At 68.3% G+C, this 14,680-nt stretch carries 16 protein-coding genes; 9 read left to right on the top strand and 7 right to left on the bottom strand.

Annotated elements, in window-relative coordinates; genetic code table 11:
* Positions 1-107 precede the first annotated feature (107 nt).
* The 3 genes from JKJ07_RS18755 (at position 108) to JKJ07_RS18765 (ending at position 2,636) form a co-directional block, all read left to right on the top strand.
* Positions 108-335: a DUF3311 domain-containing protein gene (locus tag JKJ07_RS18755; RefSeq protein WP_202992882.1), complete on the top strand. Its 228-nt coding sequence runs from the start codon at positions 108-110 to the stop codon at positions 333-335.
* 4 nt (positions 336-339) lie between these two features.
* Positions 340-1,986: a monocarboxylate uptake permease MctP gene (gene mctP / locus JKJ07_RS18760; protein WP_202992883.1), complete on the top strand. Its 1,647-nt coding sequence runs from the start codon at positions 340-342 to the stop codon at positions 1,984-1,986.
* Positions 1,987-2,054: 68 nt separating this feature from the next.
* Positions 2,055-2,636: a methyltransferase domain-containing protein gene (locus JKJ07_RS18765; protein WP_202992884.1), complete on the top strand. Its 582-nt coding sequence runs from the start codon at positions 2,055-2,057 to the stop codon at positions 2,634-2,636.
* Here the strand turns inward: JKJ07_RS18765 and JKJ07_RS18770 are convergent.
* Positions 2,619-3,038, bottom strand: a complete 420-nt coding sequence (locus JKJ07_RS18770; RefSeq protein WP_202992885.1) for a VOC family protein — start codon at positions 3,036-3,038, stop codon at positions 2,619-2,621. The genes JKJ07_RS18765 and JKJ07_RS18770 overlap by 18 nt on opposite strands.
* Before the next feature lie 424 nt (positions 3,039-3,462).
* Between JKJ07_RS18770 and JKJ07_RS18775 the strand changes: the two genes are divergently transcribed.
* Entirely contained in the window at positions 3,463-4,608 is a 1,146-nt protein-coding gene (locus JKJ07_RS18775; RefSeq protein ID WP_202992886.1) for an MFS transporter, read from the top strand.
* Here JKJ07_RS18775 and JKJ07_RS18780 read toward each other — a convergent pair.
* The 4 genes from JKJ07_RS18780 to JKJ07_RS18795 form a co-directional block, all read right to left on the bottom strand.
* A complete protein-coding gene (locus JKJ07_RS18780) occupies positions 4,605-5,462 on the bottom strand; it encodes an aminoglycoside phosphotransferase family protein (RefSeq protein ID WP_202992887.1) in 858 nt (285 codons plus the stop codon). The two genes, JKJ07_RS18775 and JKJ07_RS18780, sit on opposite strands and share 4 nt — an antisense overlap.
* 102 nt (positions 5,463-5,564) lie before the next feature.
* The gene (locus tag JKJ07_RS18785) at positions 5,565-5,774 is read right to left on the bottom strand and encodes a hypothetical protein (protein ID WP_202992888.1); all 210 of its coding nucleotides are present in this window, start codon (positions 5,772-5,774) and stop codon (positions 5,565-5,567) included.
* Between the two features lie 98 nt (positions 5,775-5,872).
* A complete protein-coding gene (locus JKJ07_RS18790) occupies positions 5,873-6,457 on the bottom strand; it encodes a hypothetical protein (protein WP_202992889.1) in 585 nt (194 codons plus the stop codon).
* A 31-nt stretch (positions 6,458-6,488) separates the two neighbouring features.
* Positions 6,489-7,448 carry a glycoside hydrolase family protein gene (locus tag JKJ07_RS18795; protein WP_202992890.1) on the bottom strand — a complete coding sequence of 320 codons (960 nt, stop codon included), beginning with the start codon at positions 7,446-7,448 and terminating at the stop codon, positions 6,489-6,491.
* A 172-nt stretch (positions 7,449-7,620) separates the two neighbouring features.
* On the opposite strand from JKJ07_RS18795, the gene JKJ07_RS18800 reads away from it, so the two are divergent.
* The 5 genes from JKJ07_RS18800 to JKJ07_RS18820 are packed head-to-tail and all read left to right on the top strand — an operon-like array spanning position 7,621 to position 13,220.
* Positions 7,621-8,640 carry a LacI family DNA-binding transcriptional regulator gene (locus JKJ07_RS18800; RefSeq protein ID WP_307834319.1) on the top strand — a complete coding sequence of 340 codons (1,020 nt, stop codon included), beginning with the start codon at positions 7,621-7,623 and terminating at the stop codon, positions 8,638-8,640.
* Positions 8,633-10,231 carry an FAD-dependent oxidoreductase gene (locus JKJ07_RS18805; protein ID WP_202992891.1) on the top strand — a complete coding sequence of 533 codons (1,599 nt, stop codon included), beginning with the start codon at positions 8,633-8,635 and terminating at the stop codon, positions 10,229-10,231. Before JKJ07_RS18800 ends, JKJ07_RS18805 begins: the two co-directional genes overlap by 8 nt.
* A 25-nt stretch (positions 10,232-10,256) precedes the next feature.
* Positions 10,257-11,495 carry an ABC transporter substrate-binding protein gene (locus tag JKJ07_RS18810; protein ID WP_202992892.1) on the top strand — a complete coding sequence of 413 codons (1,239 nt, stop codon included), beginning with the start codon at positions 10,257-10,259 and terminating at the stop codon, positions 11,493-11,495.
* Positions 11,492-12,406: a carbohydrate ABC transporter permease gene (locus JKJ07_RS18815; RefSeq protein WP_202992893.1), complete on the top strand. Its 915-nt coding sequence runs from the start codon at positions 11,492-11,494 to the stop codon at positions 12,404-12,406. Before JKJ07_RS18810 ends, JKJ07_RS18815 begins: the two co-directional genes overlap by 4 nt.
* Complete coding sequence (locus JKJ07_RS18820; protein WP_202992894.1) at positions 12,396-13,220, top strand: carbohydrate ABC transporter permease; 825 nt, start codon at positions 12,396-12,398, stop codon at positions 13,218-13,220. Before JKJ07_RS18815 ends, JKJ07_RS18820 begins: the two co-directional genes overlap by 11 nt.
* Positions 13,221-13,325: 105 nt before the next feature.
* On the opposite strand, the gene JKJ07_RS18825 is transcribed toward JKJ07_RS18820, so the two are convergent.
* Both JKJ07_RS18825 and JKJ07_RS18830 read right to left on the bottom strand, forming a co-directional pair.
* On the bottom strand, positions 13,326-13,532 hold the full coding sequence (locus tag JKJ07_RS18825) for a DUF397 domain-containing protein (RefSeq protein ID WP_202992895.1): 207 nt from the start codon (positions 13,530-13,532) through the stop codon (positions 13,326-13,328).
* A 29-nt stretch (positions 13,533-13,561) separates the two neighbouring features.
* Entirely contained in the window at positions 13,562-14,434 is an 873-nt protein-coding gene (locus tag JKJ07_RS18830; RefSeq protein ID WP_202992896.1) for a helix-turn-helix domain-containing protein, read from the bottom strand.
* Positions 14,435-14,680 lie beyond the last annotated feature (246 nt).

Here is a 14,680-nt window from a genome sequence, read left to right on the forward strand (position 1 = left end):
CGTTCGGCGCAGTTCGTAAACCGCTGGGCGCAGGATGATCGCTTGTAACGGGCGTGTGTCGTTAGCGTGACTGTGACCGTCTCCACAGTTACGAGGAGGTACGGCTGATGGCGGAGCCCGAAACGCCGAAAGCAGTGCCCGCAGCCCGCAGCGATCGCAGCCCCTGGAACTGGCTGCTGGTCATCCCCATCGTGCTGCCCGTGCTGACCCCGCTGTTCAACCACGACTCGCCCCGGTTGTGGGGCTTCCCGGCCTTCTACTGGCTGCAGTTCCTCTTCATCCTCGTCGGCGTGGCGACGACCTCGCTCGTCTATCAGATGACGAAGAAGCGGTGACGTCATGAGCGACCACATCACCGAGATCGTCGTCTTCACCCTCCTGTTCCTGCTGGTCAGCGGCATGGGCTTTGTCGCCGCGCGGTGGCGGGCGCCGCAGGACATGGAGCACCTCGACGAGTGGGGACTGGGCGGGCGCAGCTTCGGCGGCTGGATCACCTGGTTCCTGGTCGGCGGCGACCTCTACACGGCGTACACGTTCGTCGCCGTGCCCGCCCTGATCTTCGGCGCGGGCGCGGCCGGGTTCTTCGCGGTCCCGTACACGATCGTCATCTACCCGCTGTTCTTCCTGATCCTGATCCGGCTCTGGTCGGTGTCGCACCGGCACGGCTTCGTCACCCCGGCCGACTTCGTCCGTACGAGGTTCGGCTCGCCGACGCTGGCCCTGCTGATCGCCATCACGGGCATCGTCGCCACCATGCCGTACATCGCCCTGCAGCTGGTCGGCATCGAGGCCGTGCTCAAGACCATGGGCGTCACCGGGGAGAGCGCGGTCGCCCGGCACGCGCCGATCATCATCGCGTTCGCGATCCTCGCCGCGTACACGTATCAATCGGGCCTGCGCGCCCCGGCCCTGATCGCCTTCGTCAAGGACACGCTGATCTACATCGTGATCCTCGTGGCGGTCATCTACCTGCCCTACAAGCTGGGCGGCTGGGGCAGCATCTTCGACGCGGCCGAGGCCAAGTTCACCGCCTCACCGGCGCCCGGCGACGGCATCACGCTCAACGCCAACAACCAGCTCCAATACATCACGCTGGCCCTGGGCTCGGCGCTCGCGCTGTTCCTCTACCCGCACAGCATCACCGGCGTGCTGGCCAGCAAGAACCGCAACGTGATCAAGCGGAACATGTCGGCCCTGCCGGCCTACAGCTTCCTGCTCGGCCTGCTCGCGCTGCTCGGCTACGCGGCCATCGCCTCGGGCGTCAAGCCGATCACCGACCCGGCGACCGGCAAGGTGGACAGCAACACCGTCGTGCCGCTGCTGTTCGACATGCAGTTCCCGTCCTGGTTCGCGGGCGTCGCGTTCGCCGCGATCGGCATCGGCGCACTGGTCCCGGCGGCCATCATGTCGATCGCCGCGGCCAACCTGTTCACCCGCAACATCTACAAGGAATATCTGCGCAAGGACGCGTCGCCGGCTCAGGAGGCGCGCGTCTCGAAGATCACCTCGCTGGTGGTGAAGGTCGGCGCGGTCGCCTGCATCGTCTTCCTCGACCCGCAGTTCTCCATCGACCTGCAGCTGATCGGCGGCATCATCATCCTGCAGACCGCGCCCGCGGTGGCGCTCGGCCTGTTCACCCGCTGGCTGCACCGCGGCGGGCTGATCGCGGGCTGGGTCGTCGGCATGGGCCTGTCGATGTGGATGCTGTGGCAGATCCCGAACGCGGCGACCGGCCGGGCCCACTTCGGCGGCTCGGCGTTCCCGCTCTCCGACTTCGGCTTCGACACCAAGCGCACGATCTACGTCGGCTTCGTCACCGTCATCCTGAACCTGCTGGTGGCCGTGATCGCGACGCTGATCCTGCGGGCGGCGAAGACGCCGGACGGGGTGGACGGCACCACCCTGGACGACTACTTCGCCGACGCGGGCGACCCCCGCGTCGACAAGGACGTGGCCGCGACCGTCGACCACAAGTCGTCCACCTAGCTTGATCCGCTCCTGGGAAGACGCCGCGCCCTTCGTCCGGGCGCGGCGTCTTTCGCTTTAATGATCCGATGGCGCGCGACTGGGTGCGATGGCACGACGAGTACGACGTTCCGGGCTCGTCGCTGGCCCGCCGGCTCGAGGTGGTGCGGGACTGCCTCCGGCCGTTGCTCGACCGCCCCCGCCGCGTGCTCAGCATGTGCGCCGGCGACGGCCGCGACGTGCTGCCCCTGCTGCCCGCCGGGTCGCAAGCCGTCCTGGTCGAGTGGGACCCGGCGCTGGCCGCACGGGCCGAGCAGGCGGCCCCCGCGGGCGTCACGGTGGTCACCGGCGACGCGGGCATCACCGACCCGTACGCCCCCGTGGCCCCCGCCGAGGTCGTGCTCGCCTGCGGCGTCTTCGGCAACATCCCGTACGCCGACACGTGCCGCACCATCGAGGCGCTGCCCACGTTGCTGGCCCCCGGCGGCACGGTCGTCTGGACCCGTGCCGGTGCCGGGGCCGCCGAGGTGCGCGACGTCTTCGCCGCGAACGGCTTCGACGAGCTGGCCTTCCACGAACCGCCGGACGCCCGTTTCCGCGTCGGAGTGCACCGCCTGCGCCGGCCGCCCGAACCGTTCGTCCCCGGCCTTCGCCTATTTACCTTCGTCTAGTTCACTTTCATCCAGATACAGGCAGAACGGATGCCCCGCCGGGTCGAGCATCACGCGCACGGTTTTCTGCGGCTGATACTCGGCCACCGTGGCCCCCACCCCCACGGCATGCGCCACGGCCTCCTCCAGATCGTCCACTTCGATCTCGAGATGCATACTCATCTGCGGCTTTCCCGGCGCGGCCGGCCAAACGGGCCGCACGTAGTGCTCCTCGGTCTGAAACCCCAGGTTGAACCCGGCCTGCTCGGACGGCGCGACGGCCCCGCCGAGCCCGTTCTCGGCCGGATAGAACTTCCAGTCGAGCAACCGCGAATAGAACCGTCCCAGAGCCACCCCGTCCGGCGCATCCAACGTCACGCCCCACCATTGCTTCCGACTCCGAAGCGGCACAACAGCCCCCATTCCATTCACTAACCGGCCTCCGGCCATTCAACCGACATTCCCACCCGTACGCGACCCCTCCGCACCGTGTCGTCCCGGCCCACCCGCCGACACCCACCGCCCGCTTGTCATCCGAAGCGGAAAAGGCCCAGCTGACAGGCTGTCGCAATGAGACAGGCGGCGGTCAAGTGCGCGGTCCGGGAATTCCGCCGCGCTTTGACGTGAACTGGCTGGTGCGGCGGCTCAAGCAAGCGCTCGAGCCTTTCGCGGCCTGCTCACGCGGGCCCGGGAATGCCGAGCTGCTGAGGGTCGTACGGGAAATCCTGGGCTTGTGATCGGTGACCCGGCGAAGGAGTTGAAGGGCTTCCGCGTGGCCGCGAATTCGGCGGCCGGCACCAAGCGGGGCACCGGACGAGGATCGTTCGGCTTCGCTTACTGTCGGGGAGTGATCGGTGTCGAGGTGGCCGGGTTGCGGCGGGCGCGGGTGGCCACGTCGGCGGTGTTCGCGGCGCACGGGGCGGTGACGGGGACGTTCGCGGCGCGGGTGCCGTGGATCGCCGATCACGTCGGGGCCGGGCCCGGTGGGCTGGGGATCGCGCTGCTCATGCCCGGGGTGGGGGCGCTGCTCGCGATGCCGCTGTCGGGGCGCCTCGTGCATCGGTTCGACCTTCGTTCCCTCGTACGCGTCCTCATGCTGGCCTGGGTCGCCGCGCTGTTGTTGCCGTCGCTGCCCACCTCGTTGTGGCTGCTCTGCGCCGCGCTCGTGGGCTACGGCGCGGCCGCGGGGCTGGCCGACGTGGCCATGAACGCGCACGCCGTCCTGGTCGAGGAGCAATACGGGCGGTCCGTCATGTCCGGCTTCCACGGCTGGTGGAGCGTGGGCGGGCTGGGCGGCTCGGCCGTCGCCGTGTTCGCGGCCCGCGAGGGGCTGGGGGCGCCGGCCCACTTCGCGATCGCGGCGGCGGTGCTGGCCGTCGTGGTGCTCGGCGCCTCGCTGTGGATCGTGCCGCACCGGCCCGCCCCCACCCTCGAGGAGCCGCCGGCGTTCGCGCTGCCCAGCAAGGCCGTGCTGCCGATCGGCCTGATCGGGCTGTGCGCCGTCTTCGCCGAGGGGGCCAGCCTCGACTGGGCCGCCGTCTACATCCGTGACCTGCTGCATCACCCCGCCGCGACCGCCGCCGCCACGGTTTCGATCTTCTCGGTGTGCATGGCGATCGCGCGCTTCGGCGGAGACTGGGTGGTACACAAGATCGGCCCGGTCCGGACCGTACGGATCAGTGGCGCGCTGGCCACGACCGGCGCGCTCATGGTGGTCCTGCTCGATCAGGTCGTGCTGGTCATCGCCGGGTTCGGCCTGCTCGGCATCGGGATCGCGGTGGTGGTCCCGCTGGTCTTCGCGGCGGCCGGGCGCAGCAGCGAACACCCGGGACGCAGCATTGCCGGGGTGGCCGGAATCGCGTACGGAAGTGGTCTGATCGCCCCCGGAATCATCGGCGGAATCGCCCACGTCTCGTCGCTGACCGTATCGTTCGCCGTCATTGTCGGGCTCATGGTCGTCATGACGCTGGGCGCCTCAGTGTTGCGTCGCTAATCCAGCATCGGCTCCAACCGGCGGGCCACGTCGAGGGCCCGGCTGCGGGCCTGGCCGGAAGCCTCCACCGTCCACAATTCCGACAGCACCCCCATGACATAGCCCCAGGCGATGACCCTTTCCTTTTCCTCGTACGCCGTGAGCATGTCGACCCGGCGCGGCACGAGCGCGAGAAGTTCCGGCTCCCGCCGTTCCGGATCGGGGTTGTAAAGCATCGCCCCGCCGTCGTATCCGGGATCCCCGACCCAGCCGTGCGGGTCGATGGCCAGCCATTCCCCGTCGCGGCCCCGCAGCACATTGCCGTGATGCAGGTCCCCGTGCAATACCGTCTCCCGCGGCGCGCTGTCACAGAGGTCGTCGAACAATTCGGCCGCCCGGTCCACCATCCGCTGCGGAATCGGCCCCTCGCGATACCGCTCGAAACCCCCGCGCAGCTTCCGCAGGTGCGGCAGGTTGCGGTCCTTCCCCCGTACGCGGTGAAGGCGGTGACCCACGTCAACCAGAGCCGCTTCGTCGTCGACCGTCAATGTCGTTCCCGGATCGGCACGCTCGACCAGAAGTGCGCCCTTGGCGGCATTCTCACCCAGCAGCCGTACGGCCCCCTGCCCGTCGAAAACCCGCAGCGCCTCCGCCTCGGTGTCGAGATGCCCATCCGGCACGCCCAGCTTGAGAACCGCTTTCGTCCCGTCCGCACACACGGCCGCGGCCACCCAGTGGAACGTCATCGGATAGGTCTCCAGGACCCGTACGCCCCATTCCGCCGCAACCTCGTCCACGAGCGCCGGCAGCCCGGCAAGCCACCGTTCTCCGTCGGCACCCCAGTTCTCGACGACGTCGCGTGTCAATGTCCTCATCGCCCGGCCCTTCCGCGAATGCGCACGCGCTGATCATCGAGGATGGACTACGTCGGCGGCCATGGAATTCGCCGGCGGGTGGTCGTGGCGGGATCCGCCCGGCTAGCGTCGCCGCAGGGCGATCGCCGTGGTCAGGTATGCGGCCGCCAGCACCGCCGCGCCCGCGCCGAGCAGCACGCTGGGCCAGCCGCCGTCGCCGGCCGCGAGCACGATCGCCTGGGAGAGGGCGAGGAAGCTCCAGAAGCCGCCGAGGATGAACCCCTGCTTGGCCGTGCTCGCCACCTGCCAGCGGGGCCGCCGGGGTTCCGTCATGGGGCCCAGTCTGCCCAGCCGGGCCTGGGTCCGAACCGGCCGGGCGTCCACAATGACCGGCCCATCGGCTCCTGTCACATTTCCGGCGCGTGTGACGGTCAGCCGCGGGACCGCCGCCGGTCGGCGAGCTGCAGCGCGAACTGGCCGGCGAATTCGACGGCGGCCACCCGGACGGCCAGGCCCCGGGTCGGGTGGGGATGGCCGTTGCCGGTCAGTCGGGCCAGCCACCGCTTCTCCAACTGGCGGCGACCGGCGATCGCCCCGACCGAGATGGCCACGACGGCCGCGCCGAGGACGGCCTTGCGCTTGTCGAACGGCCTTTCGAGCTTGTCGCCGATCCCGAGCAGCTCGGACGCGTCAGGCAAGCCGTGCGACGGCCCGTCGGCACCGTCCCCGCCCGCCGGGTCGCCGTCGGCCGGGGCGGACGTCAGGTCGGGGGCCGCGGCGCCGAGCGCGGACCCGGGCGCGACCAGCCGCAGCGTGACCGGCGAGTCGGGCGTTTCCGGCGAGCGCGACGACGGCGGCGAGAGGACATAGCCGATCCCGGTCGTCAGGGCGACCGCCCCGAAGCGGGCCAGTCGCCGCCGGGCCGGGGAGAGCTCGCCGGCGGCGATCCAGCTTCCGCTCAGGGCTGCTTGCAGGGCGGCCAGCGCCAGGGCACGCGGGTACGAGACGGGAGCCATGAACCGACGGTAGCCCCGCGAGGCAACAAGATCAGTTGGCTCGGGCGATGCAGATGCGGGCGTTCAGCCGCGGCCCCGCCTCGTAGAACATGTATTGCGTCCCGCCGTCGGTGCCGAACGAGGGCGCCGCCGCGCGGCCGTTGTCCGAGGCCGCGGGGGAGTAGAAGACGCCCAGGTGGTTCTCCCGGTCGAGACCCGGCCCGACCTCGGTGAGCCGCATCTTGCCGTCGTTGCCGTGGTAGGCCACGTAGACCGTGCCGTTGCGGAACACCAGCGACGGCCCCGAGATGTCGGTCAGCCCGTCCGGCTCCGGGTTGACCAGGGCCGTCTGCGCGAACTGCCAGCCGTCCCACCCGTTCGGCGACCAGCCGTGATAAATCCGCCGTTTCCCGCCGAGCACACCCATGTAGACCATCGTGTATTTGTTGCCGCGACCGGGCAGCACGTGCTCGAAGACCCGGGCGTACGAGGTCTCGGTCAGCCCCGGCACGAGCCGCGTGCTCAGGATCGGGGTCTCGTCGCGGAAGGTCAGCCCGTCCGACGAGCGGGCCACCCGGGTCGTGGTGTTCTCGCCGTGGAAGTAGAGGAAGAACTGCCGGGTGGCCGCGTCCCAGGTCACGTGCGGGGAGGACACGTGCGAGACGGTGGTGCTGGGCAGCACGTTGTCGATGATCGGGTTGTTCGAGTATTCGGCGAACGGCCCGTCGAGCGAGTCGGCCCCGGCCACGCAGATGCCGCCCGGCTTCTCGTGCGGCGCGTAATACAGGTAGTAGCGGCTGCGGGCGCCGCTGACCTTGTCGTAGACGCCGCGGATGCACGGGAAGATGAACTCCCCGGTCGGGTTGTAGCGCAGCGGCGTCTTGAGCGCGTCCCGCAGATAGGTGTAGGTGGGCATGCCGGCCGGCCCGGCCTGGGCCGCGCTGGGGAAGGCGCCAAGTCCGGCAAGTCCGGCCAAACCGGCAGTGCCTCGAAGCAGGGATCGTCGGTCCACGGGGTGACCTCCAGGTAGGGGATGCCCCGAAGTTTCGCCATCGTTAACAACCTTGGTCAAGGCGCTAATAGGTATTAGTGCTGGCATTTCCTTGACTGGCGCCGATCCGGTCCCGCAACATCGGTTCACGTTTGTTAATGCGTATTAGCGGCGTAACAGAGGGGACTCCGACGTGCCATCCAGCAGCCGGCGGGTGACGCAGCAGGACATCGCGAGGATGACCGGCGTCAGCCAGACGACCGTCTCGATCGTGCTCAACGAGCGCGACGACGCCGCCGTCCGGATCGCGCCCGAGACCCGGGAGAAGGTGCTCGCGGCCATCCGGCGTACGGGCTATGTGGCCGACCCGATCGCCCGCCGCCTGGCCGCGCAGCGCAACCGTTTCCTCGGCGTCTTCACCTACGAGCCGGTGTTCCCGGCCGGGCTGGGCGACTTCTACCACCCGTTCCTGGTCGGCATCGAGGAGTGCGCCGAGCGCATCGGCTGCGACCTGCTGCTGTTCACCAGCGCCCCGGTCGTCGACGGCCGGCGCCGGATCTTCTCGCAGGACAACCGGCTGCGGCTGGCCGACGGCTGCATCCTGCTCGGCCGCTGGCTCGACCCCGAGGAGCTGGCCCGGCTGATCGCGGAGGGTCAGCCGTTCGTAAGCGTGGGCCGCCGCGACGACGCCGGCGGCCCGGTTCCCTACGTGGGCGCCGACTATCCGGCGGCCACCGCGGCCCAGGTCCGCCGGGCCGCCGAGCTGGGACATCGCAGGATCGCGTACGTGGGGGAGGGCGGCGGCCCCGAGTCGCACGCCGACCGCTTCCGCGGCTTCACCACAGCGGTGGCCGGCGCGGGCATCACAGGAATCCACATCAAACCGGGCAAAGAGGCGCTGAACGAGTTGATCAAGCAAAGAGTCACCGCAGTGTTCGTCGAGGAGTTCGCCGACGGCGCCCAGCTCGCCGACGAGGCCGTCAGGCGGGGTCTACGCGTACCGGAAGATCTGTCCTTTGTGGCACTGGGCGACCCGACCCGGCCCGCCAGCACGGATCTCGACTTCACCGGCTATCGGATCCCGCGGCGCGAGATGGGCTGGCAGGCCGTCGAGGTGCTGTCCGCGGTGCTCGAGGGCGCGGACGGCGACCGGCAACGACTGCTGCCGTGCGAACCCGTGACCGGTGCGACGCTGGCGGTGGCCCGTGCGTGAGCTGCGAGCGGACGTGCTGGTCGTCGGGGGCGGCCTGGGTGGAGTGGCGGCGGCCCTGGCGGCGCTGCGGGCGGGCCGCACGGTCTTGCTGACCGAGGAGTACGCGTGGCTCGGCGGCCAGCTGACCAGTCAGGCCGTGCCGCCGGACGAGCACAGCTGGGTCGAGCGCTTCGGCGTCACCGCGAGTTACCGGGCGCTGCGCGACGGCATCCGGGACTATTACCGCGCCTACTATCCGCTGACCGACCGCGCCCGCCGCACCCGTGATCTCAACCCCGGCGCCGGGCACGTCAGCCGTCTCTGCCACGAGCCGCGCGTCGCCGTGGCCGTGATCGACGCGATGCTCGCCCCGTACCGGGGGTCGGGCCGGCTGACCGTGCTGCAACCGGCAGTGCCGATCGCCGCCGAGACGGACGGTGACCGCGTCACGGCCGTGACGGTCCGCCACCACGGCGACGACCTCGTGCTGTCAGCGCCCTACATCCTGGACGCGACCGAGACCGGCGACCTGCTGCCGATGACCGGCACCGAATACGTGACGGGCGCCGAGTCGCAGGCCGAGACCGGCGAGCCCAACGCCCCCGGCACCGCGAACCCGGCGAACATGCAGGCGCTGTCGGTCTGCTTCGCGGTGGATCACGTCGACGGCGATCACACCATCGACAAGCCTTCCGCGTACGGGTTCTGGCGCGAATACCAGCCCGATTTCTGGGGCGCTCGCATGCTCTCGTGGCAGACCCCGAACCCCCGTACGCTCCAGCTCTCGACCCGCTCGTTCACCCCGAACCCGGACGACGACCCGTGGCTCGTCGACGCCGACCAGCGGGTCAACCCCGGCGACGGCAACCTGTGGACGTTCCGGCGGATCGCCGCGCGCCGCAACTTCACCGGCGGCCTCTACCCGAGCGACATCTGCCTCGTGAACTGGCCGATGATCGACTACTTCGAGCAGCCGTACGTCGACGGGCCGCCCCCCGCGGAGGTCGAGCGCAACGCCCGCGAGCTGTCCTTCTCGGTGCTCTACTGGCTGCAGACCGAGGCGCCGCGCCCGGACGGCGGCACGGGCTGGCCGGGCCTGCGGCTGCGCGGCGACATCACCGGCAGCGCCGACGGCCTCGCGATGGCCCCGTACGTGCGGGAGGGCCGGCGGATCCGGGCCGAGTACACGGTCGTCGAACAGGATCTGTCGCTCCAGGTCAGAGGCGACAAAGGCGCGGTCCCGTACTCCGATGCGGTCGGGGTCGGCATGTATCGCATCGACCTGCACCCCTCCACGGGCGGCGACAACTACATCGACGTCGCCAGCTGCCCGTTCGAGATCCCGCTGGGGGCCCTGATCCCGCAGCGCATGGAGAACCTGCTGCCGGCCGGCAAGAACATCGGCACCACCCACATCACCAACGGCTCGTACCGGCTGCACCCGGTCGAGTGGAACGCGGGGGAGGTGGCCGGCGCGCTGGCCGCGTTCTGCCTCGACCGCGCCGTCACGCCGCGGGCCGTCCGTAACACCCCCGGCCTGCTGGCCGACTTTCAAGCCCACCTGAGCGCCGACGGCGTCGAGCTGCACTGGCCCGACGTCAGCGGTTACTGATTTTTTCCTGGAAGGAGCACCTTCGATGAGACGCCTTCTCTCCGGTATAGCGACGGCCGCCCTCCTCTGTTCGCTCGCCGCCTGCGGTGGCGGCGACGACGCGGGGTCCGACGGCCCGATCACGCTGCGGATGACCACCTGGTCGGCCAACCCGGCCCACGTGCAGCTGTTCGACTCGATCGCGGCCGAATACAAGACGAGCCACCCCGACGTCACCGTCAAGTTCGACGCGTTGCCGATCGACAACTACACGACGACGGTCACCACCCAGATCGCCGGCGGGAACGCGCCCGACATCGCGTGGATCCTGGAGGGCTCGGCCCCCGACTTCGTGGCGTCCGGCGCGCTCGAGCCGCTCGACGACAGCATCGAGAACGCGGCCGACCTGGCGCCCGCGGCCACCGCCCTGTGGAAGCAGGACGGCAAGCTGATGGCGTACCCGTTCTCCACCTCGCCGTTCGGGGTCTTCGTCAACACCGACCTGCTCAAGCAGGCCGGGGTCACGCTGCCCACCGACTGGACCTGGGAGAACGCCGTCGCCGCGGCCTCGACGGTGGCGGCCAAGACCGGCAAGCAGGGCCTGGTGGTCCGCGACTTCGACTACAAGGACTGGACCAACCTGGCCACCGTCTTCCGCGGCTGGGGCGCCGAGGCGTGGAGCGCCGACGGCAAGACCTGCGGCTTCGATCAGCAGCCGATGGTCGACGCGATGACGTTCCTGCACAAGGCGATCTTCACCGGCAAGGCGCTGCCCGCGCCCGGCGTGGCCGCGGACTTCTTCGCCGGCGAGTCGGCCATGACGATCGCGCAGATCTCGCGGACGTCGCTGCTCGAGGAGGACGGCTTCGGCTGGACGCTGGTCCCGCTGCCGGCCGGCCCGTCGGGGGAGTATTCGGTGATCGGGCAGGGTGGCCTGGGCGTGCTCAAGAAGGGCAAGAACGCGTCGGCCGCGGCCGAGTTCGTCAAGTTCTTCACCAGCCCCGCCAACAGCGAGAAGCTGGCCCAGTTCTTCCCGCCGCCGCGGCAGTCCCAGCTCACCGCGCAGACGCTGGCCAAGGCGAACCCGCTGCTCAAGCCGGAGCAGCTGCAGAACGTGGTCATCGACGGGATCGCCGACGGCGTCGTCAAGCCGAGTCACACCGGCAGCGCCGAGATCAACCAGGCCGTACGGGCCGGGCTTGATCCGCTGTGGAAGCCGGGAGCAGACGTCCCCGCTGTGCTGAAGGGTGTGTGCACGGCCATCACCCCGCTGCTCGCCAAATGAGCGGTGGCTCCGCGTTGATCCGCCGCCGCTACTGGACCACGCGGCGGCGTGATCAACTGACCGCGTACGTGTTCATCACGCCGGCCCTGTTCGGCTCGCTGGTGTTCGTCTTCCTGCCGCTGGTGCTGGTCGTCTGGTACAGCCTGCACGAATGGAACGTCCTGGCCGACACCTTCAATTTCGTCGGCGCCGAGAACTATCGCAAGCTCGCCGACGACCCGAATGTGCCCGCCGTTCTGCGCGCGACCGCGTTCTTCTCGATCGGCCTGGTCGTCCTCAATCTGGCCCTCGCCCTGCTGCTGGCCGTCCTGCTCAACCAGAAACTGCGCGGCACCACCGTTTTCCGTGTGCTGTTCTTCTCCCCGGTCGTCGTGTCGCTTCTCGCCTGGACGATCGTGTGGGGTTTCCTGCTGCAGGACAACGGCGGCATCAACGGCCTGCTCGACACGATCGGCATCGACGGCCCCAACTGGCTGCGCTCGGGCGGCACCGCCATGGCCTCGGTGGTCGTCGTGCAGGTGTTCAAAAACGTCGGCCTCAACATGGTGCTTTTCCTGGCCGCTCTGCAAGGCGTTCCACAAGACCTGTACGAGGCCGCCCGCACCGACGGCGCCAGCCCGTGGACCATTTTCCGGCGCATCACGCTACCGCTGATCAGCCCCACCATTCTGCTCACGTCGATCATCACCGTGGTCGGCTCGCTGCAGGTCTTCGCCCAGATCAGCGTCCTCACCCAGGGCGGCCCCGGCACGTCCACCACGGTTCTCGTCTATTACCTGTATCAGCAGGCGTTCCAGTTCCACGCCTTCGGCTACGGCGCCACCCTTTCGGTCCTGCTCTTCCTGATCGTGCTGGCCCTGACCGTTCTGCAGTGGCAGATGCGCAAGAGGTGGGTCTTCCATGAGCACTAAGGCCAAGCTTTTCCTGTACGGGATTCTGCTCGTCCTCTGCGTCCCCTTCGTGTTCCCCACCTGGTGGATGATCACAAGCTCCTTCAAGCCGAACGCCGACATCTTCTCCCCGTCGCTGCTGCCGTCGTCGTGGAGCCTCGAACCGTGGCGTCAGGTCTTCGAACTGCAGCCGTTCGCCCAGCAATACTGGAACAGCGCTTACATCGCCGTAGTCGTCACGGCCGGCACCCTGGTCGTGGCCTCCATGGCCGGCTACGCCTTCGCCCGCATCCGCTTCCGCGGCCAAAACGCCCTGTTCCTGCTCGTGCTGGTCGGCCTGCTGATCCCGAGCGAGGTGACGATCGTCCCGCTGTTCCGCATCTTCAACAGCCTCGGCCTGGTCGACACCCACTGGCCGCTGATCCTGGTGCCGATGCTGGGCCCGCCGAGCGTCCTGGCCACCTTCATCATGCGCCAGTTCTTCATCACCCTGCCCGGCGAACTGGAGGAAGCAGCCCGCATGGACGGCCTGGGCCGCCCCGCCATCTTCCGCCGCATCGCTTTGCCCCTGGCCCGGCCCGCATTGGGCGCCGTAGCCATCTTCACGTTCCTGCACAGCTGGAACCTCTACCTGGAGCCGGTCGTCTACATCTCCTCCCAGACGAAATACACGCTGCCCCAGGCACTCACCCAATTCACCGACGCCTACCAGGGCCAGCTCTGGAACGTCCAACTATCAGCAGCCTCCATGACGGCAATCCCAGTGCTCATCGTCTTCGTCATCGCCCAACGCCAGTTCATCGAGGGCCTCGCCCACACGGGCCTCAAGGGCTGAGGTGACGGGCCTGGCTACGAGCTGAAAGTAACGGGCCGCGGTGTCTGAGAAGCCCCGGCCGAGTGCCCATTGATATGGTCGAGCCTCGGCCGGGTCCGCAGTCGGCTATAAAACGTCGAACTCGCCCTTTTGGACACTCACGACGAAATCTCTCCACGCTTCTAAGGTGTAATGGAAAGGTGCCTTGTTCCGGTTCTTGGTGTCGCGCACGGCAATAGAGTCGCCGAAAGACGCCACCTCCACGCAACTACCGTTACTGCAGAATGATGACGTCCGCCACTGCGGAGTGGAGTTCTGGTCGTTCTCGATCATCTTGACTTCGCCTTTTCAAGACCGTGGCCTCAAGGCAGTCGCGCTCGATAGAACGACTTCATGAAATCGATCGTCTCGATCGTCGGCAGAGCCGTCGACCTCAGTCGATCAAACGCACCCAGGTAGCGCTTGACCTCGGCGGGCTGGTCAAGCCACTGCCCATCGCCGAGGTCTTCGAGATAGACCACATCGGCGACGGGATAGGGTGAGTCGCTCATGTGCGGTCCCTCGAACTGCAACACCGTAAAGCCGCTGTTCATCCCTAGATGCGCCCCCGCGTCGAAGGGGATCGCTTGCAAGGCGACAAAGCCTGACTCGGCCAGTTCGATCATCTTGCCAATTTGGCCGCGCATGACATCGGTACCCCCCACGGTGCGGTGCAACACCGCTTCGTCGATGACGGCATGGAGGGTAGTGCCGCTCGCGTCCAGAAATTCTTGCCGCGTCATGCGGACCTCGACCGCCTCAGCCAATGCCTCGGGGTCGTTGATGACCCAAGGCTCGATTATCGCCTTCGCATAGTCCCGGCTCTGCAGAGATCCGGGAACAATTCCGAATTGGTAATCGCTGATCTTCGTCGCCGAAGATTCCAGACCGACGAACTTCTCGAGGGTCGGGTTGAGGCGATACTTCCGCCACCACGCTGACTCGCGGCTTTCTCGCGCCAGCGTCATGAGCTGCTCGCGATATTCTTCGTTCGTTATGCCGTAGAGGTTGAGGAGATCGCGGACGTCGCGAAGGGAAGCCTTCCGTTGCGACGTCTCGATTCTGCTTATCTTCGACGGTGAACAGAGAAGAGCGTGCGCCGCCTCTCGGACACTCAGATGAGCGTCGAGGCGGTGTTGACGTAGGGCCGCTCCCAACTGGCGGCGGCGCGCCATCGGCCCAGGATCGCTGGGCATGGATGGTCACCCCCACAGGTTGAGCGCTACCTAGCCAACTGCCAGATGGCAGATTTCTTGGCAACACTAACCGGGCAACGAACTATTGGCAATTGCCTCCAGCTCCGTCATAGTGTTCTTACCTACTCTATGTAACCCCCTTCTGACTCCCAGTAGTCGACCTACGGTAACCCCTTCTGCCGAGGGGAGGTGGCATCCTGCGAAGCGACACTCAGGGGCCGCGCTTCGAGTGGCTGCTGGCTTGCT

Source organism: Paractinoplanes lichenicola (assembly GCF_016785085.1).
GTDB classification, from domain to species: domain Bacteria; phylum Actinomycetota; class Actinomycetes; order Mycobacteriales; family Micromonosporaceae; genus Actinoplanes; species Actinoplanes lichenicola.